General features: G+C 73.1%; 22 protein-coding genes. 8 read left to right on the top strand and 14 right to left on the bottom strand.

Going from position 1 to position 22685, the window contains the following annotated elements; all coding sequences use genetic code 11:
- The 3 genes from N8J89_RS02300 to N8J89_RS02290 all read left to right on the top strand — a co-directional run bounded on the left by N8J89_RS02300 (nucleotide 1) and on the right by N8J89_RS02290 (nucleotide 3461).
- Entirely contained in the window at nucleotides 1-1452 is a 1452-nt protein-coding gene (locus N8J89_RS02300; protein ID WP_283662712.1) for a glycoside hydrolase family 3 N-terminal domain-containing protein, read from the top strand.
- Entirely contained in the window at nucleotides 1449-2498 is a 1050-nt protein-coding gene (locus N8J89_RS02295) for an SIS domain-containing protein (RefSeq protein ID WP_283662711.1), read from the top strand. Before N8J89_RS02300 ends, N8J89_RS02295 begins: the two co-directional genes overlap by 4 nt.
- A gap of 87 nt (nucleotides 2499-2585) precedes the next feature.
- Complete coding sequence (locus N8J89_RS02290; protein WP_283662710.1) at nucleotides 2586-3461, top strand: ornithine cyclodeaminase family protein; 876 nt, start codon at nucleotides 2586-2588, stop codon at nucleotides 3459-3461.
- Between the two features lie 11 nt (nucleotides 3462-3472).
- On the opposite strand, the gene N8J89_RS02285 is transcribed toward N8J89_RS02290, so the two are convergent.
- The 3 genes from N8J89_RS02285 to nagA all read right to left on the bottom strand — a co-directional run bounded on the left by N8J89_RS02285 (nucleotide 3473) and on the right by nagA (nucleotide 6149).
- Entirely contained in the window at nucleotides 3473-4231 is a 759-nt protein-coding gene (locus N8J89_RS02285; protein WP_283662709.1) for a nucleotidyl transferase AbiEii/AbiGii toxin family protein, read from the bottom strand.
- Nucleotides 4224-4868, bottom strand: a complete 645-nt coding sequence (locus N8J89_RS02280) for a type IV toxin-antitoxin system AbiEi family antitoxin domain-containing protein (protein WP_283662708.1) — start codon at nucleotides 4866-4868, stop codon at nucleotides 4224-4226. Before N8J89_RS02280 ends, N8J89_RS02285 begins: the two co-directional genes overlap by 8 nt.
- A 147-nt stretch (nucleotides 4869-5015) precedes the next feature.
- Nucleotides 5016-6149 carry an N-acetylglucosamine-6-phosphate deacetylase gene (nagA, locus tag N8J89_RS02275; RefSeq protein ID WP_283662707.1) on the bottom strand — a complete coding sequence of 378 codons (1134 nt, stop codon included), beginning with the start codon at nucleotides 6147-6149 and terminating at the stop codon, nucleotides 5016-5018.
- A gap of 292 nt (nucleotides 6150-6441) precedes the next feature.
- On the opposite strand from nagA, the gene N8J89_RS02270 reads away from it, so the two are divergent.
- On the top strand, nucleotides 6442-7116 hold the full coding sequence (locus N8J89_RS02270; protein ID WP_283662706.1) for a FadR/GntR family transcriptional regulator: 675 nt from the start codon (nucleotides 6442-6444) through the stop codon (nucleotides 7114-7116).
- Here N8J89_RS02270 and N8J89_RS02265 read toward each other — a convergent pair.
- Genes N8J89_RS02265 through N8J89_RS02225 form a run of 9 tightly spaced genes read right to left on the bottom strand, consistent with a single transcriptional unit; the run spans nucleotide 7066 to nucleotide 15778 of the window.
- On the bottom strand, nucleotides 7066-7959 hold the full coding sequence (locus N8J89_RS02265; protein ID WP_283662705.1) for an amidohydrolase family protein: 894 nt from the start codon (nucleotides 7957-7959) through the stop codon (nucleotides 7066-7068). The genes N8J89_RS02270 and N8J89_RS02265 overlap by 51 nt on opposite strands.
- Complete coding sequence (locus tag N8J89_RS02260; RefSeq protein ID WP_283662704.1) at nucleotides 7956-8951, bottom strand: aldo/keto reductase; 996 nt, start codon at nucleotides 8949-8951, stop codon at nucleotides 7956-7958. Before N8J89_RS02260 ends, N8J89_RS02265 begins: the two co-directional genes overlap by 4 nt.
- Nucleotides 8948-9256: an L-rhamnose mutarotase gene (locus N8J89_RS02255; RefSeq protein WP_283662703.1), complete on the bottom strand. Its 309-nt coding sequence runs from the start codon at nucleotides 9254-9256 to the stop codon at nucleotides 8948-8950. Before N8J89_RS02255 ends, N8J89_RS02260 begins: the two co-directional genes overlap by 4 nt.
- On the bottom strand, nucleotides 9256-10284 hold the full coding sequence (locus tag N8J89_RS02250; protein WP_283662702.1) for an ABC transporter permease: 1029 nt from the start codon (nucleotides 10282-10284) through the stop codon (nucleotides 9256-9258). The genes N8J89_RS02255 and N8J89_RS02250 overlap by 1 nt, the downstream gene beginning before the upstream one ends.
- The gene (locus tag N8J89_RS02245) at nucleotides 10274-11788 is read right to left on the bottom strand and encodes a sugar ABC transporter ATP-binding protein (RefSeq protein ID WP_283662701.1); all 1515 of its coding nucleotides are present in this window, start codon (nucleotides 11786-11788) and stop codon (nucleotides 10274-10276) included. The genes N8J89_RS02250 and N8J89_RS02245 overlap by 11 nt, the downstream gene beginning before the upstream one ends.
- Nucleotides 11785-12822 (bottom strand): sugar ABC transporter substrate-binding protein, encoded by a 1038-nt coding sequence (locus N8J89_RS02240; RefSeq protein ID WP_283662700.1) that lies wholly within the window; start codon nucleotides 12820-12822, stop codon nucleotides 11785-11787. The genes N8J89_RS02245 and N8J89_RS02240 overlap by 4 nt, the downstream gene beginning before the upstream one ends.
- A 34-nt stretch (nucleotides 12823-12856) precedes the next feature.
- Nucleotides 12857-13612: an SDR family NAD(P)-dependent oxidoreductase gene (locus tag N8J89_RS02235; protein WP_283662699.1), complete on the bottom strand. Its 756-nt coding sequence runs from the start codon at nucleotides 13610-13612 to the stop codon at nucleotides 12857-12859.
- Complete coding sequence (locus N8J89_RS02230; RefSeq protein WP_283662698.1) at nucleotides 13612-14910, bottom strand: enolase C-terminal domain-like protein; 1299 nt, start codon at nucleotides 14908-14910, stop codon at nucleotides 13612-13614. The genes N8J89_RS02235 and N8J89_RS02230 overlap by 1 nt, the downstream gene beginning before the upstream one ends.
- A gap of 1 nt (nucleotide 14911) precedes the next feature.
- Nucleotides 14912-15778, bottom strand: a complete 867-nt coding sequence (locus tag N8J89_RS02225; protein ID WP_283662697.1) for a fumarylacetoacetate hydrolase family protein — start codon at nucleotides 15776-15778, stop codon at nucleotides 14912-14914.
- Between the two features lie 107 nt (nucleotides 15779-15885).
- Between N8J89_RS02225 and N8J89_RS02220 the strand changes: the two genes are divergently transcribed.
- Both N8J89_RS02220 and N8J89_RS02215 read left to right on the top strand, forming a co-directional pair.
- Nucleotides 15886-17196 carry a S8 family serine peptidase gene (locus N8J89_RS02220; protein WP_283662696.1) on the top strand — a complete coding sequence of 437 codons (1311 nt, stop codon included), beginning with the start codon at nucleotides 15886-15888 and terminating at the stop codon, nucleotides 17194-17196.
- Nucleotides 17197-17238: 42 nt separating this feature from the next.
- Complete coding sequence (locus tag N8J89_RS02215; protein ID WP_283662695.1) at nucleotides 17239-18882, top strand: S8 family serine peptidase; 1644 nt, start codon at nucleotides 17239-17241, stop codon at nucleotides 18880-18882.
- Here N8J89_RS02215 and N8J89_RS02210 read toward each other — a convergent pair.
- Complete coding sequence (locus N8J89_RS02210) at nucleotides 18874-19485, bottom strand: HAD family hydrolase (RefSeq protein ID WP_283662694.1); 612 nt, start codon at nucleotides 19483-19485, stop codon at nucleotides 18874-18876. The genes N8J89_RS02215 and N8J89_RS02210 overlap by 9 nt on opposite strands.
- Nucleotides 19486-19593: 108 nt before the next feature.
- Between N8J89_RS02210 and N8J89_RS02205 the strand changes: the two genes are divergently transcribed.
- Nucleotides 19594-20553, top strand: coding sequence for an N-acetylglucosamine kinase (locus tag N8J89_RS02205; RefSeq protein ID WP_283666067.1), 960 nt, complete (start codon nucleotides 19594-19596; stop codon nucleotides 20551-20553).
- Here N8J89_RS02205 and N8J89_RS02200 read toward each other — a convergent pair.
- Nucleotides 20540-21217 (bottom strand): DUF3159 domain-containing protein, encoded by a 678-nt coding sequence (locus N8J89_RS02200; RefSeq protein ID WP_283662693.1) that lies wholly within the window; start codon nucleotides 21215-21217, stop codon nucleotides 20540-20542. The genes N8J89_RS02205 and N8J89_RS02200 overlap by 14 nt on opposite strands.
- Before the next feature lie 191 nt (nucleotides 21218-21408).
- Here N8J89_RS02200 and N8J89_RS02195 point away from each other — a divergent pair, with 191 nt between their 5' ends.
- A complete protein-coding gene (locus N8J89_RS02195) occupies nucleotides 21409-22683 on the top strand; it encodes an ROK family transcriptional regulator (RefSeq protein ID WP_283662692.1) in 1275 nt (424 codons plus the stop codon).
- Nucleotides 22684-22685 lie beyond the last annotated feature (2 nt).

Below are 22685 nucleotides of genomic sequence, written 5' to 3'. Positions count from 1 at the left end.
GTGGATGGTCTGCGACGCTTGGCCGACGCCGTGCTGCTGCCCGGTTTTGTCGGCACGAGCGCGCCGGACTGGGTGCGCCGCCGGGTCGCTGACGGCCTCGGCGGGGTGCTGCTGTTCGGGCGCAACGTGGTTGACGACGAGCAGGTGGCCGCGCTGAGCGCGTCACTTCGGGCCGAGCGGCCCGAGGTGGTGGTGGCCATCGACGAGGAGAGCGGCGACGTGACCCGGCTGGACGCCGCGCGCGGCTCCGCGCTGCCGGGTCCGCACGCACTGGGCGCGATCGGCGACCTCGAGCTGACCAGGGAGGTCGGCGCGGCGCTCGGGGCCAGGCTGGCCGCCTGTGGGGTGACCCTGGACCTGGCGCCCTGCGCGGACCTGACCCTGGCCGCGGAGGACCCGATCATCGGCGTGCGCGCCTTCGGCAGCGAGCCGCACGCGGCCGCGGCCCAGGTGGCCGCGTTCATCGCGGGCATCCAGCAGTCCGGGGTGGCCGCCTGCGCCAAGCACTTCCCCGGCCACGGCGCCTCCACCGCGGACTCGCACCGCGAGCTGCCGGTGCTGGCGCGCACCGAGGAGCAGCTGCGCACGGTCGAACTGGTGCCGTTCCGGGCCGCGATCGCCGCCGGGGTGCGCTCGGTGATGACCGGCCACCTGGTGATCCCGGCCTGGGGCGAGTCGCCCGCCACGCTGAACCGGCACGCGGTGACCGAGGTGCTGCGCGGCGAGCTGGGCTTCACCGGCGCGGTGGTCACCGACGCGCTGGAGATGAACGCGGTCTCCGGCACCGCCGGGATCAGCGACGGCGCGGTGCAGGCGCTGCTGGCCGGTGCGGACCTGCTGTGCGTGGGCGGCGAGCTGGCCGACGCCGAGGTGGTGGACCGGCTGGCCGAGGCGATCGTCGCCGCTGTCCACAGTGGACGGTTGAGCGAGGAGCTGCTGGCCGGGGCCGCGGCGCGGGCGGCCTCGCTGGGCGGCCCGGTCACCGGCGGTCCGGCGCCGGATGGCGACCTCGGGCTGCGGGCCGCGCGGCGGGCGGTCGAGGTGCGCGGCGAGCTGAAGCTGGCCGGGCCGCCGCTGGTGGTGGACGTGGAGGTGGACCCGAGCATCGCGGTCGGCGCGGTGCCCTGGGGCCTCGGCCCGCACCTGAGCGAGCTGCTGCCGGGCACCCGGGTGCTGCGGCCCGGCCCGGGTGGCAAGGACGAAATCCTCGATTCAGTGAACGGTTCCCCGGTGGTGGTTGTCACCAGGGACGCGCACAGGCACGCTGAAGTGCGGCGACTTGTCGTCGAACTTGCTAGCATTGGTCTAGACCTAGTGCACGTCGAGACGGGGGTGCCTGGTCCGGACCTGGGCAGCGTCGCCCGTATCGACACCCACGGCAGCGCGTACGTGTGCCTGCGCGCCGCCGCCGAGCTGCTCGCCGCGAACACGGCGAGGGAGGACAGGCGATGACGTCGACAGAGACCGTGCCCGGCGCGCACATGGCCGCCGAGATCGCGGCCCAGCCCGAGGTGTACCGGGGCCTGCTGGCCCGGCGGGCGGAGATCGCCGCGGTGGCCGCGCAGATCGCCGAGCGCCGCCCGCGGTTCGTGCTCTTCGCCGCCCGCGGTTCCAGCGACCACGGCGCGCTCTACGCCAAGTACCTGACCGAGGTCCTGCTCCAGCTGCCCGCCGGCCTGGTGTCCCCGTCCACCACCACGCTCTACGGCGCCCAGCCGGACCTGACCGACGTGCTGTGGGTCTCGGTCAGCCAGAGCGGCGGCTCCCCCGACCTGGTCGAGGCCACCGAGTCCGCGCGCAGGCGGGGCGCGCTCACCGTGGCCGTCACCAACACCCCGGACTCCCCGCTGAACCAGGTCACCGAGCTGTCGGTGGACATCGGCGCGGGCAAGGAGCTCGCGGTGGCCGCCACCAAGACCTACAGCGCCACCCTGCTGGCCCTGTACCTGCTCATCGACGCCGTCCGCGGCGGCACCGCCGAACACGCGGCCAACCTGGGCGACCTTGCCGACTCGGCCCTCAGCCTGGCCGAACCCGCGGTCGCCGAGGCGGTCCAGCGCTACCGCTTCGCCAACCGCGTGGTCACCACCGGCCGCGGCTACTCCTCGGCCACCGCCGCCGAGGCCGCCCTCAAACTCGCCGAGACCAGCTACCTCTCCGCCAGGGCCTACAGCGGCGCCGACCTGCTGCACGGCCCGGTCGCCGCGGTCGACAGCGAGACCGCGGTGCTGGCCATCACCAGCGCGGGCCAGGGCGGCGCGGCCATGCGCGAGGTGCTGGAGGTCGTGCAGGGCCGGGGCGCGGACATCCTCGCGGTCGGCTCGGCCGCCGACGTGGTCGCGGCGGCTTACCGGATCGGGGTGCCGGCCACGGCGGAGGAGCTGGCCCCGGTGCTGGAGATCCTGCCGGTGCAGCGGCTCGCGCTGGGCCTGGCGCTGGCGCGGGGCGGGGACCCGGACAACCCGCGCGGGCTCAACAAGGTCACGAAGACCCGCTGAACACCCGATAACGCGGCGCATCTCCGGCTGGGGGTGCGCCGCGTTCTCGTTGACCTCCAGGAAGCTGGAGCTTGCAGAATCGCGGCCATGACCACCGTCCTGGACGACGCCGCGATCCTGGCCCGCCTCACCCCCGCCCTCGCCGTCTCCGCCATGCGCGAAGCCGTACTGGCCGCCGAACGCGGCGATCTCCTTGCCCCGCCCCGCGTGCACGCCGGCGTGCAGACCTTCACCGCGGGCAGGCTCATCGGCCAGTGGTACGGATTCCGTTCCTACCCAACACATCTCGACGCCCCCCAGCTCGTCGCCCTGCACGCCGAGCCCTCCGGCGAGCTGCTGGGACTGGCCGTGGGCAAGGAGCTGGGCAGCCACCGGACCGGCGCGCTGGGCGGGCTGGCGGTGGACCTGCTGGCGCGGCCGGCGGCGCGGACCGTGGGGCTGGTGGGCGCTGGCACCCAGGCGTGGACGCAGGTGTGGGCGATCAGTGGGGTGCGGGAGCTGGCCGGGGTGCGGGTGTTCTCGCGGGATCCGGGGCGGCGGCGGGCGTTCGCGGAGCGGGTCCGGGCGGAGCTGGGGGTGGCCGCAGAGGCCGTTGACTCGGCGCGGGCGGCGGTGGAAGGGCGGGACATCGTGGTGCTGGCGACCTCGGCTGGGGCACCGGTGATCGAGGCGGGGTGGATCTCGGCGGGGACGGCGGTGACGACCGTGGGTCCGAAGCAGGTGGGGCGGGCGGAGTTCGGGGTGGATCTGGTGGAGCGGGCGGACGCGGTGTTCACCGACTCGCCCGCGCAGCTCGACGGGTACCGGCCCTCGGCGCTGCTGGCGGGGCGGGAGGTGGTGTCGCTGGGGGCGGTCGCGAGCGGGGCTCAGGTGGGGCGGCGGGCGGCTGGGGCCGTCACGCTGTACGCCTCGGTGGGGCTGGCGGGGACGGAGCCGTTCCTGTTGGCGCGGTTGCTGGCGTGAAGGGAGATCGGTCAGCTCGTGGTGACCGCGTTCTGCCAGGCTTCGCGAACCGTGGCCAGCGCTTCAGCGGCCGTGACGTGAAGCTGGGTCTGTTCGCTGAGATCCCGGCGCCACTGGGCCTCTTCGGGTGCGGTGGCGAACATCCCGGGAGCCGGTGGTTTGTTCGTTGGCCCATGGCGGGCGAACAGAGTCGCGGAGCTGTGGTCGATCGCGCCGAGACGGGCCAGCGACCACAGGTCGAACAGGTCACGGGATGCGGCGCGGTCCATCCAGGCGACGGTTTTCCACGCGACGAACGACTCGAGTGCGGGTATGACGAGTGTGGCCGGCGGGGCATCCGAATACCGCTGGTCAAGCGCTCTCGGTGCGGTCGGCCATGCCGGGTATCCGACCGGGCTGAGCAGTTGCACACGAACGGTCGTGCCGTCCGGGGCGGCCAGCAGGGCGGGCTCGACATCACGCACCTCACTGAGGCGTTGTCGCCAGCGGAGTCCGGGGTACTCACGACGTGTTCCCCGCACCAGGCATTGCTCCACCGCGTCGACGACGTCGCGCCGAGGTCCGACCGCGATGAGGTCGATGTCCTCGGACAGCCGTCCTTCGGGCACAAAACTCCGGGAGAGCGCGGTGCCGCCGAAGAAGACGACCTGTTCGGCGACGTGTTCGCTGAGCGCGGCGAGCAGGTGCGAGATCAGGTGGTCGCGGCGCACCTGGGCGCGTGCGACGCCGAACCGCTGGGCGACCGCGAACTCCTCGTCCGGATCAAGCACTGCCGGTCTCCCTGAGCAGTCGGGTCAGGGTGGCGCGCCGTCGTTGCGCGGCGGCCAGTTCCGCCAGCAGTTGCCGATCGGCCATCGGCAACAACGCGCGGATCGCTTCCCCGGCTTCGGCGGGCAAACCGCCCAGTTCTGGACGGGCGGCCAGGTCCAGCACGGTTTGCTCGACCGTGGTCACCCAACCCTGTCCCAGCTCGAGGTCGCGGCGCTCGACGTCGATCCGCGAGACGTCGCGCCGTACATAAAGGACGGTCGCATCACGATCGGCCAAGCTCAGCGGCGCCCGGTGGCGAGCGGCCGCGACCACGGCCACCGCGACCGCGCGCGGCAGAGCTCCGTGTATCCGCGCGGCACTGAGCCCCATCAGGGCGACGGTGCCGATTCCCTCGTCGGCTGCCGCAGTGCCCAATGCCACGGACTCCAGCTCCGGCAGCCACGCGCGATCAAGGTGATCATCAGGGACCGGCACGTAGTAGCCAGTCGCCACCCGGTGCAGGACTCCCACCCTGGCAAGGCGGGCGAACTCCGCGCGGGGGTTCGTGTAGCTGTCAGCGGCGTCCTGCGGCCGGAGGAGGCGCAGCGGGCGACGGAGTAGCCGCGGTGGCAGTCGGCCCGGTTGTCGCTTCGCCATGAGTGGCACCTCCATAGGCTTGGAGCCTACTCTCATGCCAGTAATGACGCTGGGCGAGGCCGGTCCGGGTATAGCGAGAGCCCCTGCCCGGGTTGCGGTGCAGAGGCCCTCGTGTTCTCTCTCGCCCCCACCTGTGCGGTGGAAGATTCAGTTGCCTGCCGCGGGCAGGCGGGCGACCGTGCTGCGGGCGGACTCCTCCGCGTCGAAGACCAGTTCGCCCTCCACCCACACCTTGCGCGGGTGCAGGTCCGCGTCCCACAGCACCAGGTCCGCCCGCGCGCCGGGCGCGATGCGGCCCAGGGTGGGTTCGCCGAGGACGTCGGCGGGGACGGTGGTGGCGGCGTGCAGGGCCACGGCCGGATCGATGCCGAGGGCGACCATGTTGCGGATGGCGCGGTCCAGGGTCAGGGCGCTGCCGGCGATGGTGCCTGCCGGGGAGCGGGGGACGCCTTCCTCGGTGAGCACGACGTCCTCGCCGCCGAGCTGGTAGCGGCCCGGCGGCATGCCCGCGGCGGCCACCGCGTCGGTGACCAGGGCGACGCGGCCGGGGGCGGCGTTGAAGACCAGTTTGCAGATGTCGCCGTCGACGTGGGCCAGGTCGGCGATCAGGCCGAGGGTGTAGCGGGGGTCGACCAGGCCGATGCCGGGGACGCCCGGCTCGCGGTGGCCGAGGGGGCGCTGGGCGTTGAACAGGTGGGTGATCATGCGCGCACCCAGGTCCGCGGCCTGGCGGGTCTGCTCGCCGGTGGCGTCGGTGTGGCCGACGGCGACCAGCACACCGGCTTCGGTGAGGCGGCGGACGGCCTCGAAGCCGCCCGGCTGCTCCGGGGCCAGGGTGACCAGGCGCAGGGCCGCGTGCACCGCGGGGTCGGCCAGGATGCGCTCGATCCGGTCCGCGCTGGGCGGTTCCATCACCTCGGGGTTGTGCACGCCGTGCCGCAGCGGGGACAGGAACGGGCCCTCGAAGTGCAGGCCCAGCGGACGCGCGCCCGAACCGGCGGGCAGGGCGGCCGCGGCGGCCAGGACCTGGTGCGCCTGGCGCAGGACCTCCGGCAGCGGGGCGGTGATCAGGGTGGGCAGGAACCGGGTCACGCCGGTGCGCGGCAGGGCCGCGGACACGGTGGCCATCCCGGCGGCGTCCACGTCGGCGAAGTCCACCCCGACCGCACCGTTGATCTGCACGTCCACCAGGCCGGGGCTGAGCAGGCCCTCGGTCTCCCCTTGGTAGCCGGGGTTCTCCGCGACCTCGACGATCTCGCCGTCGCGGACGCGCAGTGTCACCGGACCGGAGAGGGCATTGCCCAACAGCGCCTTCGGGGCAGCGACTACGGCGTCCAATGACCCTCCAATGGTTTAGACCATTATGACGGTAACCCGACGTGTGCGCATTCGTCCAGCGACGAAGGAACGGTGGGACCCTTTACACAGCAGAGCCCGCCTCACCGAGGGGGCGGGGTGAGGCGGGCAGGCTCAGATTACGCCAGATGGAGCAATGCGCAACTGAGCGCGCGGCATGGCGCATACTGGAGCGAAACATCCGAGGTGTGTACCGGCTCGCGAAACGGGGGTGGCAGTGGCCGTTACCGACGACGCCATCTTGCGCGTCAAGGAAATGATCGTCTCCGGCGAGCTGAAGCCGGGCGACCGGCTGCCCAGGGAGGCCGACCTGGCCGAGCGGCTCGGCCTGTCCCGGAACTCGCTGCGCGAGGCGGTGAAGGCGTTGTCGCTGGTCAGGGTGCTGGATGTGCGGCAGGGCGACGGCACCTACGTCTCCAGCCTGCGCGCGGACGAGCTGCTCGGCGCGCTGAGCTTCGTGCTGGACCTGCACCGCGGCGAGGAGTCCGTGCTGGAGGTGCTCGAGGTCCGCCGGGTGCTGGAACCGGCCTGTGCGGCCATCGCCGCGGTGCGCATCGAGGAGAAGGACATCGCCGCGCTGCGCGAGCTGTGCGAGGAGACCGAGAAGTCCGACTCGGTGGAGCGCCTGGTCGAGCTGGACCTGGAGTTCCACCGCCGGATCGCCCAGGCCGCGGGCAACGCCTACCTGGCCCAGCTGCTGGACACGCTGGCCGGACCCACCGTGCGAGCCCGGATCTGGCGCGGCATCGCCCAGGGCGGGGCGGTGGACCGGACCGTGGCCGAGCACCGGGCGATCGTGGACGCGCTGGCCGCGCACGAGCCGGAGCTGGCCCGCTCCTGGTCAACCGTGCACGTCGCCGGTGTCGAGCAGTGGCTGCGCAACCTCGGATGACTGCTCGATTCCGTACACCCGTTGGGCGGTGCCGCCGAACACGGCGGCCCGTTCCGATGGCGTGAGCCGATCGGTGAGTACCTCAGCGGTCTCCAGCACGGTGGCGTAGGGCGCGGCGAGCAGGCAGACCGGCCAGTCCGAGCCGAACATCACCCGTTCGGGGCCAAATGCGTCCAGCACCACCTCGGCGTAGGGGCGGAGCTGGTCGACCGTCCACTGTGTCCAGTCGGCCTCGGTGACCAGACCGGACAGCTTGCAGGTGACGTTGGGCAGAGCGGCCAGCGCGCGCAGGTCAGCGGCCCACGGTTCGAGCTCGCCGGCGGCGATCGGCGGCTTGGAGCAGTGGTCGAGCACGAACTCCAGTTGCGGCAGCGCCCGGACCGTCTCGACGGCGGCGGGGAGCTGGTGCGGCAGGGTGAGCAGGTCGTAGCTGAGCCCGGCCTCGGCCACCGCGGCCAGGCCCCTGCGCACGTCGGGACGGCACAGCCAGCGCGGGTCCGGCTCGCTCTGCACCTGGTGCCGGATGCCGCGCAGCCAGCGCCCGCCGTGGCCGGACTTCAGCGCCGCCAGGGTGTCCGGCACGTCCGGGGCGGTCAGGTCGGTCCAGCCGACCACCGCGGCCACGATCTCCGACGCCTCGGCGAAGACCAGGAACTCGGGGGTCTCCTCCGGCACCGTGATGGTCTGCACCAGCACGGTGGCCCCGATGCCGGTGACCGCGGTGACCTGGTGCAGGTCGGGCAGCACGAAGCTCCGGTTGATCGGCGCCATCTCCGGCCCGGCCAGCCAGTCCTGGGCGCGCACCGACAGGTCCCACAGGTGGTGGTGGGCGTCGATCCTCATGCCCGCTCGCCCGGGCCGAGCACGTCCGCGGCCAGCAGGTTCCGCTCGCGCAGCTCGGCCCACAGCGCCGGCGGCACCGGGTTGGCGACCAGCTCGGCGTTCTGCCGCATCTGCTCGCCGGTGCGGGCGCCGATGACCACCGAGGCGACCGAGGGGTGGCCGAAGGCGAACTGGATGGCGGCCTGCGGCAGCGTGACGCCGTGCCGCTCGCACACCCCGGCGATCGCCCTGGCCCGGTCCACCAGCTCCGGCGGCGCGTCGGCGTAGTTGTACTTGGCGTTGACCGGGATCTCGTGCCGGGAGAGCAGGCCGGAGTTGAACACGCCCGCAGCCAGCACGGAGACGTTGCGCTCCAGGCACAGCGGCAGGAACTCGGCCGCGGCGGGCTGTTCCAGCAGCGAGTAGCGACCAGCCAGCATCACCACGTCGATGTCGGTCTCGCGGATGAACCGGGCAGGCAGCTGCCACTGGTTCATGCCCACGCCGATCGCGCCGACCACGCCCTGGTCGCGCAGCTCGGCCAGCGCCGGGAAGCCCTTTCCGGCGGCCTCGGCCCAGTGGTCGTCCGGGTCGTGCAGCAGCACCACGTCGACCCGGTCCAGGCCCAGTCTGTCCAGGGAGGACTCCAGCGAGCGGCGCACGCCGTCGGCGCTGAAGTCCCACACCCTGCGGTGGGTGGCCAGCACGTCGAAGCCGTTGGCCAGGTCGTCGCCGCCGCCGTCGTACTCAGTGAGCAGGCGGCCGACCTTGGTGGAGACGGTGAACTCGTCCCTGGGGTGCTCGGCCAGCACCGCGCCGAGGCGGCGTTCGGACAGGCCGAGGCCGTAGTGCGGCGCGGTGTCGAAGTAGCGCACCCCGGCGTCCCAGGCGGCGCGGACCGCGGCGTGCGCGTCGGCGTCGGGCACCGGGCGGTAGAGGTTGCCGATCGGCGCGGCGCCGAAGCCCAGCGCGGTCACCGGCACCGTGGTGCGGCCCAGTTTCGCGGTCCTCACGGCAGCTCCCAGACGAGTCGGATCTCCGGTTCGGCGCCCGAGTAGTCGTCGGGCACCTCCAGCAGCTCGGCCATCCTGGCCTGCCAGGGAACGTTGGCCGGGTGCTCGCGCAGGTGCGCCCGCATGGCCTCGTAGTCGTCGCAGTCGACCAGGTGGAACAGGTCCCGGCCGCTGCGCCAGATCCGCCAGGAGCGGACCCCGGCCTCGCGCAGCGCGAGGTCCAGCTCCGGCGGGATGCTCGCGTGCACCCGCTCGTACTCGGCTTCCCTGCCCGGCTTGAGCCTGGTGTGCAGCACCGTCTCCATCAGGTCTGCGCCTTCCCGCTGGCGATCCGGGCCAGCATCAGCGCGCCGAGGATGACCGCGCCGTAGACCGCCTGGATCCAGAACGAGGGCACCTGGGCCGCGGTGAGCAGGTTGTCCACCACGCCGAGCAGCAGCACGCCGGTGAGCGCGCCGAACAGGGTGCCCTTGCCGCCGTCGAGGGAGATGCCGCCGATGACCGCGGCGGCGAACACGGTGAAGATCATCCGGTCGCCCTGGCCCGCGCTGAGCGCGCCCACGTAACCGGTCTGGATCAGCCCGCCGATCGCGGCCAGCACCCCGGCCACCACGAACACCGACCAGGCGATCCGGTCCACCCGGATGCCGGCGGCGCGGGCGGCCTGGGCGTTGCCGCCGATGGCGTAGAGCGCGCGGCCGATCCGGTGGTAGCGCAACAGGAACCCGGCCACCAGGTAGGCGATCCCGGCCAGCCACACCGAGATGGGCAGGCCGAGGAAGGTGTTGGTGGCCAGCGCGAAGAACGCCTCCGGCATCTGGAACAGGGTCTTGCCCTCGGTGGAGCCGACCAGCAGGCCGCGCAGGATGATCAGCATCGCCAGGGTCACGATGAACGCGTTGAGCTGGAGCTTGACCACCAGGAAACCGTTGAACAGCCCCACGATCGCGCCCACCACCAGCACCGCGAGGATGGCCAGCCAGGCGGGCAGCGGGTCCTCGAACCAGCCGATGCCGCTGGCCGCCGGGATGGCCAGCAGCGCGCCGACCGCGGGCGCGATGCCCACGGTGGACTCCAGCGACAGGTCGAACTTGCCGGTCAGCAGCACCAGCGTCTCACCGAGCACCACCATGGCCAGCGCGGCCGAGGCGCCGAGCACCGCGACCAGGTTGTCCGTGGTGAGGAAGCGGTCGTTGACCAGTCCGCCGATCAGCACCACCACCGCGAGCGCGGGCAGCAGCGCCAGGTCACGCAGCCTGGCCAGCCGGATCCGTCGTGGCGGCGCGGACTTGCCGGCCGTGGGGGTGTTCTGCACGGCGGTGTCATTCGCCATCGAGTTCGACTCCTTCGATGGAGGCCACGAGCTCGCCATCGGCCCAGCCTGCCTGGTGTTCGGCGGCCAGGGTTCCGGCGCGCATCACGAGCACCCGGTCACAGGGGCGCAGGTCGTCCAGCTCGTCGCTGACGATCAGCACCGCCTTGCCCTCCGCCCTGGCCCGGTCGACCACGGCCAGCAGGGCCTGTTTGGACTTCACATCGACCCCGGCGGTGGGGTTGATCATGATCAGCACATCGGGGTCGTTGGCCAGCGCGCGGGCCATCACGACCTTCTGCTGGTTGCCGCCGGAGAGGTCGCTGACCGGCTGGTCGGCCTCCTTGGCCACCACGCCGTACTCGGCGATCGCGGTGTTCCCCTTGGCGCGCACGGTTTTCGGCGCGGCCAGCCCGGCCACGCCGAGCCGGTCCAGCACGCTCATGGTGGCGTTGTCGCCGATGGACATGCCCAGCACCAGGCCCTGGTCGTGCCGGGACCTGGGCACGCAACCGATCCCGGCGTTCAGCGCGGCCGAGACGTCGCCCGGCTTGAGCGGGGCGCCGGCCACCAGCACCGTGCCCGCGAGGGGTTTCCGCAGCCCGTACACGGTTTCCGCGACCTGGTGCTTGCCGCTGGCGTTGCTGCCGGCCAGCCCGAGCACCTCGCCGCGGCGCAGCTCGAAGGAGACGCCCGCGAAGCCGTCGCCCGCAAGCCCTTGCACGGCCAGCGCGACCGGGGCGTTGTCCGGCAAGGCTTCCCGGTCGGCCGCGTCGGTCACCGCGAGCCCGCCGGACTCACCGGTCATCGCGTCCACCAACTGGCTCCGGGAGAGCTCGCTGACCGGGGCGGTGACGATGTGCCTGGCATCGCGCAGCACGGTCACCGCCTGGCACACCTCGTAGACCTCTTGCAGGTGGTGGGAGATGAACAGGAAGGTCACCCCCGCGGCCTGCAGCTGGTGCATGCGCTCGAACAGCCTGCTGATCGCGTGGCTGTCCAGCCGCGCGGTGGGCTCGTCCAGGATGATGAACCGGGCGCCGTAGGACAGCGCGCGGGCGATCTCCACCAGCTGCCGCTGCTCCACGTCCAGCTCACCGGCCAGCGCGTCCACCGAGACGTCCACGCCCCAGGCGGCCAGCAGCTCGGCGGCCCCGGTGCGCAGCGCGGACCAGCGGATCACGCCGCGGCTGGCCGGCTGCCGGTTGAGGAACAGGTTCTCCGCCACGGTCAGCTCGGGGATGACGGTGGAGTGCTGGTACACGCAGGCCACCCGCTGCCGCCAGGCTTCCCGGTCGGCCACCGGGGGCGCGGGCTCGCCGTTGAACGCGACCGTGCCACTGTCCGGTTTGGACAGTCCAGTGAGCACGGCCACCAGGGTGGACTTGCCTGCCCCGTTGCGCCCCACCAGGGCGTGCGACTCACCGGGGCGGACGGTGATCCCGACATCGTGGAGCGCGGTGGTGGGGCCGAAGCGCCGGGTGATGCCCAGCGCTTCGACCACCGGCGCGGCGGGTGCGCTCACAGCTGGTTGCCCCACAGCGACTTGTCGTCCACGTTCTCCTTGGTCACCAGCGGCGCGGGCAGCTGGTCCTCCAGGATGCCCGGCCGGACCTCGACGATGGTGCTGCCGTGGTCGGTCGGACCGGCCTTGAAGGTCTCCCCCGCCATCGCCTTCTTGATCCAGTACATGCCGTACTTGGCGTAGGCGTCGGCGGGCTGGGACACCGTGGCGTCGATCTCGCCCTTGCGGATGGCCTCGAACTCCTGCGGGATGCCGTCGTTGCTGACCGCCACCACGTGCTTGGGGTCGCCCACCGGGTGCAGCAGGTCCTTGCGCTTCAACGCCTGCAGCGTCGGCGCCAGGTACACGCCACCTGCCTGCATGTACACGCCCTTGACGTCCGGGTTCGCGGTGAGCAGCGACTCCAGGCCGGAGGATGCCTTCTCCGCCTTCCACTCCGCGGGCAGGTCCAGGATCTGGATGCCGGGGAACTTGGCGGTCATGCACTCGCGGAAGGCCTCGGAGCGGTCCCGGCCGTTGACCGAGGCCAGGTCGCCCTGGATCTGCACGACCTTGCCCTGCTTGACCTTGCCGCCGATGTGCTCGCAGGCCTTGGTGCCGTAGGCGCGGTTGTCCGCGCGCACCACCATGGCCACCTTGCCGCTCTCCGGGGCCACGTCCACCGCGACCACCGGCACGCCCTTGCGCTCGGCCTGGGCCAGCCCGGCGACCACCGCGGCGGAGTCCAGCGGGGTGACCACCAGGCCCTTGACGCCCTGGTTGAGCAGGTTGGTCATGTCGGTGATCAGCTTGGCCGGGTCGGAGTTGGCGTTGACCGTGGGCAGCGCCGCCACCCCGGACTCGGTGGCCATCTTCGGCACGTAGTTGTTGTAGGCCTGCCAGAACGGCGAGGTCAGCAGCGGCACGGTGGCGCCGACCTGACCAGGGCCACTGGCGCCCTGCTGGCCTCCCGGGCTGTTCGTGGTGCCACAACCCGCCAACACGATGGCCAGCGCGGCGGCAGCGGCCCCTGCCCTGCGGACGTCGGAACGCACCACGGTCCTCCTTGACTCGCTGGTGTGGATCTACTCAACTGGGCTGCGGCCGCAGCCGCAGTCCGTGCATCCCGCCGTCCACGGCGAGCACGGTGCCGACGGTGGCACCCGAAGCGGGTCCGGCGAGGTAGGCGATGGCGTTGGCCACCTCGTCGGCGGAAACCAGGCGGCCGGTGGGCTGGCGGGCCTGGAGCGCGGCGCGCTCGGCCGCCGGGTCGGCCGCGGCGTCGAGCAGGCGGCCCACCCAGGGGGTGTCCACGGTGCCCGGCGCGACGCAGTTGACCCGGATGCCCTCGCGCACGTGGTCGGCGGCCATGGCCAGGGTGAGGCCGTAGACCGCGCCCTTGCTGGCCGAGTACAGCGCCCGCTGGGGCAGCCCGGCCCAGGCGGCGATGGAGCAGGTGTTCACGATCGCGGCGGCCGGGGAGCGGCGCAGGTGCGGCAGCGCGGCCCGGCTGACCCGAGCCATGCCGACCACGTTGATGTCCAGCACCCTGGCCCATTCCTCGTCGGTGTTCGCGCCGACATCGCCCTGCGCGCCGATCCCGGCGTTGTTCACCAGCACGTCGATCCGGCCGAACTCGGCGATCACCGCGTCGATCGCGGCGACCACCGTGGCATCGTCGGCGACGTCGCAGCGCACGCCGAACAGCGGCGCGGGGACCTCGGGGTTGAGGTCGAGGCAGGCGACCTGCGCACCCCGCGCGGACAGGGTCTGCGCGGTGGCCAGGCCGATGCCGGAGGCGCCGCCGGTGACCACGGCGACCAGTCCGTCGAACTCGCTGCTCATCAGGGCGTCTCCGTCCACTCAGGACCGTCCGGGTAGCGGAATCCGTGCAGTGTGGCGGGTTTCATCTCCGCGGAGAACCCGGGCGCGATCGGCGTCCGGTAGCGGCCGTCGCGCACGACCGCCGGGTCGACGAAGTGCTCGTGCAGGTGGTCCACCCACTCGATCACCCGCCCCTCCTGCGATCCCGAGACGGCAACGTAGTCGAACATCGCCAGGTGTTGCACCAGTTCGCACAACCCGACCCCGCCGGCGTGCGGGCAGACCGGCACGCCGAACTTGGCCGCGAGCAGCAGGATGGCCAGGTTCTCGTTGACCCCGCCGACCCTGGCCGCGTCCAGCTGGAGCACGTCGATCGCGTCCGCGGCCAGCAGCTGCTTGAACATCACCCGGTTGTGCACGTGCTCGCCGGTGGCCACCTTGATCGGGCGGACCGCGCGCGCGATGGCCTGGTGGCCCAGCACGTCGTCCGGGGAGGTGGGCTCCTCGATCCAGTACGGGTGGTAGGGGGCCAGGGCCTGCATCCAGGTGACCGCGTCGCCCACGTCCCAGCGCTGGTTGGCGTCCACCGCGATCGGGTAGTCCGGCCCGACCACCTCGCGCGCCAGCTTCATCCGGCGCACGTCGTCCTCGAGGTTGCCGCCCACCTTGAGCTTGATCATCCCGAAGCCGTCGGCCAGCGCCTCGCGGGTGAGCCTGGTCAGCTTCTCGTCGCTGTAGCCCAGCCAGCCGGGCGAGGTGGTGTAGGCCGGGTAGCCCTCGGCCAGCAGCTTCTCGATCCGCTCGGCCTTGCCCTGCTCCGCCTTCTTCAGCATCAGCAGGGCCTGCGGCGGGGTGAGCACGTCGCGCAGGTAGCGGAAGTCGACCAGGCCGACGACCTCCTCCGGGGTCAGCTCGGCCAGGAAGCGCCACAGCGGCAGGCCGGCGGCACGGGCGGCCAGGTCCCACGCGGCGTTGACCACCGCGCCGACCGCCATGTGCACCACGCCCTTCTCCGGGCCGAGCCAGCGCAGCTGCGAGTCGCCGATCAGCCGCTGGGACAGCGCGCCCAGCTCAGCCGCGCCGGTCGGCGCGGGCTGGCCGATCAGGTGCGGGGACAGCGCCTGGATCGCGGCGGCCTGCACGTCGTTGCCGCGGCCGATGGTGAAGGCGAAGCCGTAGCCGCGGGCGCCGTCGTCGGTGCTCAGCACCACGTAGGCCGCGGAGTAGTCGGGGTCGGGGTTCATCGCGTCCGAGCCGTCCAGCTCGCGCGAGGTGGGGAAGCGGACGTCGAGCACGTCCACCGAGGTGATCACGGACATGTCAGGCCTGCCCGAAGGTCTGCCGCTGCTTGCCAAGACCCTCGATCTCCAGCTCCACCACATCGCCGCCGCGCAGGTAGGGCTTGGGCTCGGGCTGGCCGAGCGCGACCCCCGCCGGGGTGCCGGTGTTGATCAGGTCGCCGGGCCGCAGCACCATGAACTGGCTCAGGTAGCGGACGCACTCGGCCACCGAGAAGATCATGTTCTTGGTGCTGCCGTCCTGCCGGGGCACGCCGTTGACCGAGAGCTTCAGCGACAGCGACTGCACGTCGCCGACCTCGGCGGCAGGCACCAGGTACGGGCCGAGCGGGTTGAAGGTCTCGCAGCTCTTGCCCTTGTCCCAGGTGCCGCCGCGCTCCAGCTGGAACTCGCGCTCGGAGACGTCGTGCGAGACCGCGTACCCGGCCACGCAGGCCAGCGCGCTCTCGTGGTCCTCCAGGTACCGGGCGGTGCTGCCGATGATCACACCGAGTTCCACTTCCCAGTCCGTCTTCACCGAGCGGCGCGGCACCAGCACCTCGTCGTACGGCCCGACCAAGGTGTCCGGAGCCTTCATGAACACCACCGGCTCGGCGGGCAGTTCCGCCCCGGTCTCCTCGGCGTGGTCGCGGTAGTTGAGGCCGATGCAGACGATCTTGCCCGGCCGCGCGATCGGCGGGCCGACCCGCAGGCCGGAGCCGTCGCCGGGGTCGGCCAGCGCGGGCAGCTCGCCGGCGGCCAGCGCCGCGGCGGTGCGGGCCAGCCCGTCCGCGGCCAGGAACTCGCCGGTGATGTCGGTGGTCAGCGGGCGCAGGTCGTGGAGCGTGCCGTCCTCGGCCCGCACCGCGGGCGACTCGTTGCCAGGATCGCCAAGCCGCAGCAGCTGCACGGTGTCACTCCTCGTCGTCTCCGGAGCCATCCCCAGACATCGGATGTATATCGCCTCAGGCAACCCGATGTCTAGCCCCTATGACCATTGAACGGTGCACACCTCGGATGAATAAGCGCAGTCTTGCCCTACTCAGCCTCGCCGCGCTGCTCTGCGCGGGCGGTGCCGTGCCCGCGGGGGCGCTGTCGGAGCCGGTACTGGCCCCTGGCCTGGGCGGACCCCGGCTGGGAGCGCTGCCAGACCTGGGGCCGGACACCACGCTAGCGGGCAAGTCCGGTCCGGTCACCGCCTTCGTGGAGCTGACCGGCGCGCGCGGCGGTGAAGACCTGGTGGCCAAGCTGCGGACCAGGGACAACCGGGCCAGGCTGCTGCACCGGACCACCGCGGTAGCCGGGCTGCTGGTCCGCGCGGAGGCGGCCGCGCTGCGCGAGCTGGCCGAGGACCCCGCGGTGCGCTCGGTGCGCCCGGCCACCCGGCACTTCCGCACCAACGCGGGCGCGGGACCGCTGACCGGCGCGGTCTCCGCCTGGCAGCGGCTGGGCGTGCTCGGCGAGGGCGTGCGGATCGGCATCGTGGACGACGGCATCGACTACCACCACGCCGACTTCGGCGGGCCGGGCCGGTTCCCCACCGCCAAGGTCATCGGCGGCACCGACCTGGCCGGGGACGCCTACGACCCGGTGCGCGGGATCCCGCCGAAGCCGGACCCGGACCCGATGTCCTGCGGCGGGCACGGCACGCACGTGGCGGGCAGCGCGGCCGGGTTCGGCGTGCGCAAGGACGGCAGCCCGGTCACCGACCCGGCCGCGGTGGACGTGGCCGGCCTGCGGATCGGGCCGGGCGCGGCGCCGAGGGCGGAGCTGTACGCGATCAAGGTCTTCGGCTGCACCGGCGGCACCGAGCTGGTCACCGCGGCCCTGGACCGGGCGCTGGACCCCAACGGCGACGGCGATCATTCGGACCGGCTGGACGTGGTGAACCTGTCCCTGGGCAGCGACTTCGGCGATCCGGACAGCCCGGAGGCGTTGTTCGTGCGCAAGCTGACCGAGGCAGGCTCGCTGGTGCCCGCCGCGGCGGGCAACGGCGGCGACCTCTACGGGGCCACCGGCTCCCCCGGCAACACCCCGGCCGCGCTCACCGTGGCCAACAGCAGGGACGCCTACCTGCTGCGCGACGCGGCCACCGTGCTGGCCCCGCAACCCGTTGCCGGGCAACGCCTCGGCCAGTTCAGCGTGGCCTACACCGGTTATGACCGGCTGCACCTGGACCGCGCGGTGGTCACCCTGCCCGGCAACGCCGACGGCTGCCACGAGTACTCCGCCGCCGAGGCCGCGGCGGCCAGGGACAAGCTGGTCTGGCTGGACTGGGAGGAGGACGGCACCCGCCGCGTCTGCGGTTCCGCGCCCAGGGCCACCTGAGCGCACCTGGCCGGCGCGGCCGGGGTGCTGCTTTCGTCCACTGTGGACGATTTCAGCGCGGACATCAACGGGGTGCCGGAGCTGCCGGTGTTCCAGTTCACCGCGACCGGCGGCGCGGGCCTGGCCGAGGCGGCGCGGGCCGGCACGCTGCGGGTGCGGCTGGCCGCGGACGGCCGCAACGCGGTGCCGACGCGCAGGCCGGAGCTGACCGACACGATCAGCCCGACCTCGGCCCGCGGCGTGCACTTCCCCTCGGTGAAGCCGGATCTGGCCGCGCCGGGCGAGACCATCGCCTCCGCGGCAGGCGGCACCGGCGACGGGGTGTCCGTGCGGACCGGCACCTCGATGTCCGCGCCGCACGTGGCCGGGCTGGCCGCGCTGCTGCGGCAGCGGCGGCCGGAGCTCACCCCGGCCGAGCTCAAGGCCGCGCTGATGAACACCGCGGGCGCGGACCTCCGGCAGGGCACCGTGGTGGCCGGTCCGCGCCGGGTGGGCGCGGGCCGGGTGCAGGCGATGGCCGCGCTGGAGACCGAGCTGCTCGCCTACGCCGCGGACGCCCCGGAGGCGGTCAGCGTCTCCTTCGGCACGGTGCCCGCGGAGCAGCCGATCTCGTTGTCCCGCAAGGTGGTCCTCCGCAGCACGGGCGGCCCGCGCACGGTGCGCACCGGCTACGCGGCGGCCACCACCATGCCTGGCGCGCGGATCAGGGTCGAGCCCGCCCAGGTCAGCGTCCCGGCTGGCGGCACCGCGCTGGTCACCGTCACCCTGGACGTGCAGCCGAAGGTGTTGCGGCGCAACGCCGACCCCACCGTGGCCGCCACCCAGGAGGACCAGCCCCGGCAGTTCCTGCCCGACGTCTCCGGCCGCCTGCTGCTCACCCCGGACACCGGTCCCGCGCTGCGCGTTCCGGTGCACGCCGCGCCAAAACCGGTGGCGCGCACCGGGATCGAGCTGGTGCGCAGCTCGGGGCGGCGGCTGCTGCGGTTCACCGGCGAGGGCCTGAACCAGGGCGCGGGCAGCCTCGGCTACCGGTCCCTGGCCGGTGTGTTCGAGCTGCACGGCAGTTCCAGCGGCGAGCTGCGGCACGTGGGCGCGACCTCCACCGCCCCGCTGGCGGGCACCCGCGGCCTGCTCGGCTTCGGCCTGGCCGCCAAGCGGGAGTGGACGCTGCTCGGCGCCAGGGTCACGCCCTACGTGGAGATCAGCACCACCGGCGACGACCAGCCCGAGTTCCGGGTGATCGCGACCAGGGTGCCCGGCACCGACCTGCTGGTGGCCCGCACCGACGACCTGACCGTGCCGGAAGGCCCGGTGACCGTGGACGTGCAGCCGCTCAACGGACTGGGCGGCGACACCGACGCCAACGTCTTCGACAGCGATGTGCTGGTGCTGCCGGTGGCCCTGCTCGCGCTGAACATCGCGCCGGAGGCCAACTCCGCGCCGCTGACCTACACCGCGGGCATCCAGGGCCCGTGGGGCGAGGGCCGGATCAGCACCCCGATGGCCTTCGATCCTTTGCACCCCAGGGTGTTCACCAAGGGCTCGGGCGCACCGGCGCTGGTCTACGCGGCCCAGCCGGGCAACAGCCTCCTGCTGCAACAGCACACCGTCGGATGGCCCGAACTGCTGGTGCTGCACCACCACAACGCCGGTGGCGGGCGCGCGCAGGTGCTGGGGTCAGCGTGAGCGGTGCGGCCGGATGTCCACCGCGGGCATCCCGGCCCGCCCGGCCGCGTACAGCCCGCTCTCGGTGTCCTCGAACACCAGGCAGCGGGCGGGCACCGCGCCGAGCACGGTGGCAGCCAGCAGGAACAGGTCGGGGGCCGGTTTGCCACGCATGACCTGCTCGCGGGTGATCAGCACGTCGAAGAGCCCACGCAGCCCGGTGGCCAGCAGGATGGCCTGCGCGGTGCCCCGGCTGCAACTGGTGGTCACCGCGGTCGGCACCCGGCCCTGCGCCCAGCGGGCCATCGCGACCACCCTGGGCACCTCGCGCACCTCGGCCAGCCGGGTGAGCACCGCGCGCTGGCACTCCTGCTGGAGCTCGCGCACGGGTAAGTCCTTGGGCAGGAAACCGCGGGCGACCAGCCGCGCCGCCCAGTCGGTGAACGCGATCCCCTCCGGTGCACCGGCCGCGGCGGGCACACTCAACCCGTGCCTGGCGAACACCTCACGCAGCGCGGCCCGGTGCACCGCGTGCGAGTCGACCAACGTGCCGTCGAGGTCGAAGACCACTGCGTCGAAGCTCCGGTGCCCCGGTAGTAGCGGTGGCACGTCCAGATGGAACACGGCGCCGCCCCTGTTCCTCCCCAGGAAATTTTCAGTTAATTGTTGTCCAGTTTGCCACTCAACCGGAAAACTATCTACAACTCCAGCCATCAATCTGAGCGGGTGACGATGAACTTCCTCGGCGTGGACACCGGCGCGACCACCACCCGGGCTCTGTTGATCTCCGACGCCGGCGCCCGCCTGGGCGCCGGCCGGGCCGAGGGCGGCAACCCGAACGCGCACCCGCCGGGGGTGGCCGCGGCCAGGGTGGCCCAGGCGGTCGGCCAGGCCCTCGGCGGCAGCGACCCGGCCGGGGTCGGCGCGCTGGTGCTGGGCATCGCCGGGGCGGCCAAGATGGCCGACCCCTCGGTCCGCGCGCTGTTCGAGGCCGCCCTCCGCGCCACCGGCCTGACCTGCCCGATCAAGGTGGTCGCCGACTGCGAGGCGGCCTTCGCCACCGCCGCGGCCACCGGCGAGGGCACCGTGCTGGTGGCGGGCACCGGCTCGATCGCGGCCCGCATCTCCGGGCATCGGATGGTGGCCACCGCGGGCGGCTTCGGCTGGCTGCTGGGCGATGAGGGCTCGGCCTACTGGCTGGGCCGGGAGGCGGTCCGGGCCACCCTGCGCCGGGTCGAGACCGGGACCGCGCTGGGCACGCTGGGCACCGCGGTCTTCGCGCACGCCGGACTCGCCCCCGACCCGGACCAGGTGCAGGCCCGCCGGACGCTGATCACCGCGGTGAACGCCGAGTCACCGATCCGGCTGGCCGGGTTCGCCCCGCTGGTCAGCGCGCACGCGGCCACCGATGAGGCGGCGGCCGACATCGTCGAGCGCGGCGCGGCGCACCTCACCGAGACCGCGCTGGCCACCAGGACCCCTGGCGACACCAGCCCGGTGGTGCTCACCGGCAGCCTGGTCACCGCGGCCACCCCGGTCGGCGACCGGGTGCGCGCCGAGCTGACCGGCCGCGCGGGCGGGCCGGTGCGGGTGGCCGCGGACGGCACCACCGGAGCGGCCTGGCTGGCCGCGCTGGGCTCGGTAACCGGCGAGGCCGCGCAGGCGCTGCACCGCCAGCTCAGCCGGGCGTGACCTGGTGCTCCGGCGTCCGGGGATGCCGGATGCCGGGGTGGTCGCCGGGCAGCACCCGGAACAGCACCCAGCCGCTGACCGCCACGCACAGCGCCACCAGCGGCCAGCTCAGTGCCACCCTGGACACCCCGAGCGCGACCACCGCGTCGATCCACCACAGCGAGCTGAACACCACGATCCGCACCAGGTACTGCCCGACCCAGACCCAGCTGGCCAGCCGGTAGGCGCGCAGCAGGTCCGGGTCGCGGCGCCAGCGGGTGCGCTGGCCGAGCGCGGTGCCGACCACCACGCCCAGCAGCGGCCAGCCGATCACGATGCTGACCGACCAGGCCAGCGCGCTCGCCACGTTGGAGAGCAGCTGGACCAGGAAGAAGTCCGCGGCCCGGCCGGTGTAGAGGGCGACCAGCGCGGCCGCGCACACGCCGAGCATGCCCAGCAGCACCGCGCGCGGGCGGTCGCCCTTGACCAGCCGGTAGGTCGCGATCACCAGGCCGACGCCCAGCGCGACCGCCGAACCGATCCAGATCGACTCGTCGGCGAGCAGCCAGCCGACCACGAAGGCCAGCGGGGGCAGGGTGGCGTCGACCGCGCCACCACGGCCCCCGAGCAGGGCGCCGAGGGATTCCGGACCGGCGGCCTGGCGGGAGTCGGCGGAGGGTTCCACAGCTACCAGCCTGCCTCATCCCGGCTGCGGATCCCACCGATAAGTGAGGCGAACCTAAGCCGGTCCACCGCCCGGTGGATCTTGCCGAATTCGGTAAGGAACGTTACAAACGAGTTCCGACCGTTGACCCGGGTGAGCGTGGTCACTACGGTGACCCGAAATCGTCTGGAAAGTTAACAGACAGGAGGGTCATGCGAGCCGGTAGCCCGCGCCTGCTGCGTGAGATCAACGATCGCGCGGCCATCGACGCGTTGCTGCGGCACGGCGCCCTCACCCGGTCCGAGCTGGAGGCCCAGATCGGGCTGTCGAAACCGGCAACCGCGGCACTGCTGACAAGACTGGAGACCGAGGGCGCGGTGGTGCGCGCCGGTCTCCGCGGCGGCGGCCGGGGGCCACGGGCCCAGCTCTGGACCGTCAACGGCACGCTGGCCAGCGTGGCCGCGGTGGACCTCACCCCGCGCGGGGTGGACATCGCCATCGCCGACATCACCGGCGCGCTGCTGGCCGAGCACCAGACCGCGCTGCCCCGCGGCGGCCAGGACACCGTGCTGGCCGCCTTCCAGTCCGCGCTCAACGCCGCGGCGGGCCGGGCCGAGGTGGATCCCGGCGGGCTCTGCCAGGTGGTCATCGGCGCGCCCGGCGGGGTCAACCCGGCCACCGGGCACCTCGGCTTCGCCCCGCACCTGCGCACCTGGGAGGGCTTCGACGTGCCGGGCACGCTCACCGAGCTGCTCTCGGTGCCGGTGACGGTGGAGAACGACGTCAACCTGGTCGCGCTGGAGGAGATGACCTCCGGCCGGGCCGGGGACGTGCGGGACTTCGTGCTGATCTGGATCAGCGCCGGGCTCGGCTCCGCGGTGGTGATCAACCGCCACCTGCTGCGCGGGGCCACCGGCGGCGCGGGCGAGATCGACTCCATGCGGGTGCCGGACCGGGCCACCGCGGACACCGGCGTGGACCGCGGCGGCATCCGGCTCGGCGACCTGCTGGCCACCGGTTCGGTGGTCAAGCTGGCCAGGGCGCACGGGCTGGCCGCGCGCAGCGGCGCCATCGCGCTGCGCAAGGCGGTGGAGGCAGGCGACGGCGGCCGGGCCTTCCTGCTCGACCTGGCCCGGCGGATCGCCACCGGCGTGGCCGGGGTGGTCAGCGTGGTCGACCCGCAGCTGGTGCTGCTGGCCGGTGAGACCGCGCAGGCCGGTGGCGAGGAGTTCAGCGCCATGGTCGCGGCCGAGCTGCACCAGCTGGTCACCCCGAGAACTCCGGTGCGCACCTCGTTGGTCACCGGGAAACCGGTGCGCTCCGGCGCACTGCACGCGGCGCTCGCCCTGGCGCGGGAAGAGGTGTTCGGACTTGTCGCCGCCACAGCCGATCCGTTTCGCGGGCTGCGCAAGCCCGCCGGTGCAGCACCACCGGGCCCCCGACGGCCCCCGCTGCGCGCTCGACACATTTCCCCGACACCACACTGAAA

This window comes from Crossiella sp. CA-258035, from assembly GCF_030064675.1.
Taxonomy (GTDB): domain Bacteria; phylum Actinomycetota; class Actinomycetes; order Mycobacteriales; family Pseudonocardiaceae; genus Crossiella.
Note: the sequence above shows the minus strand (reverse complement) of the source record. Positions and strands in the feature narration are given on the sequence as shown.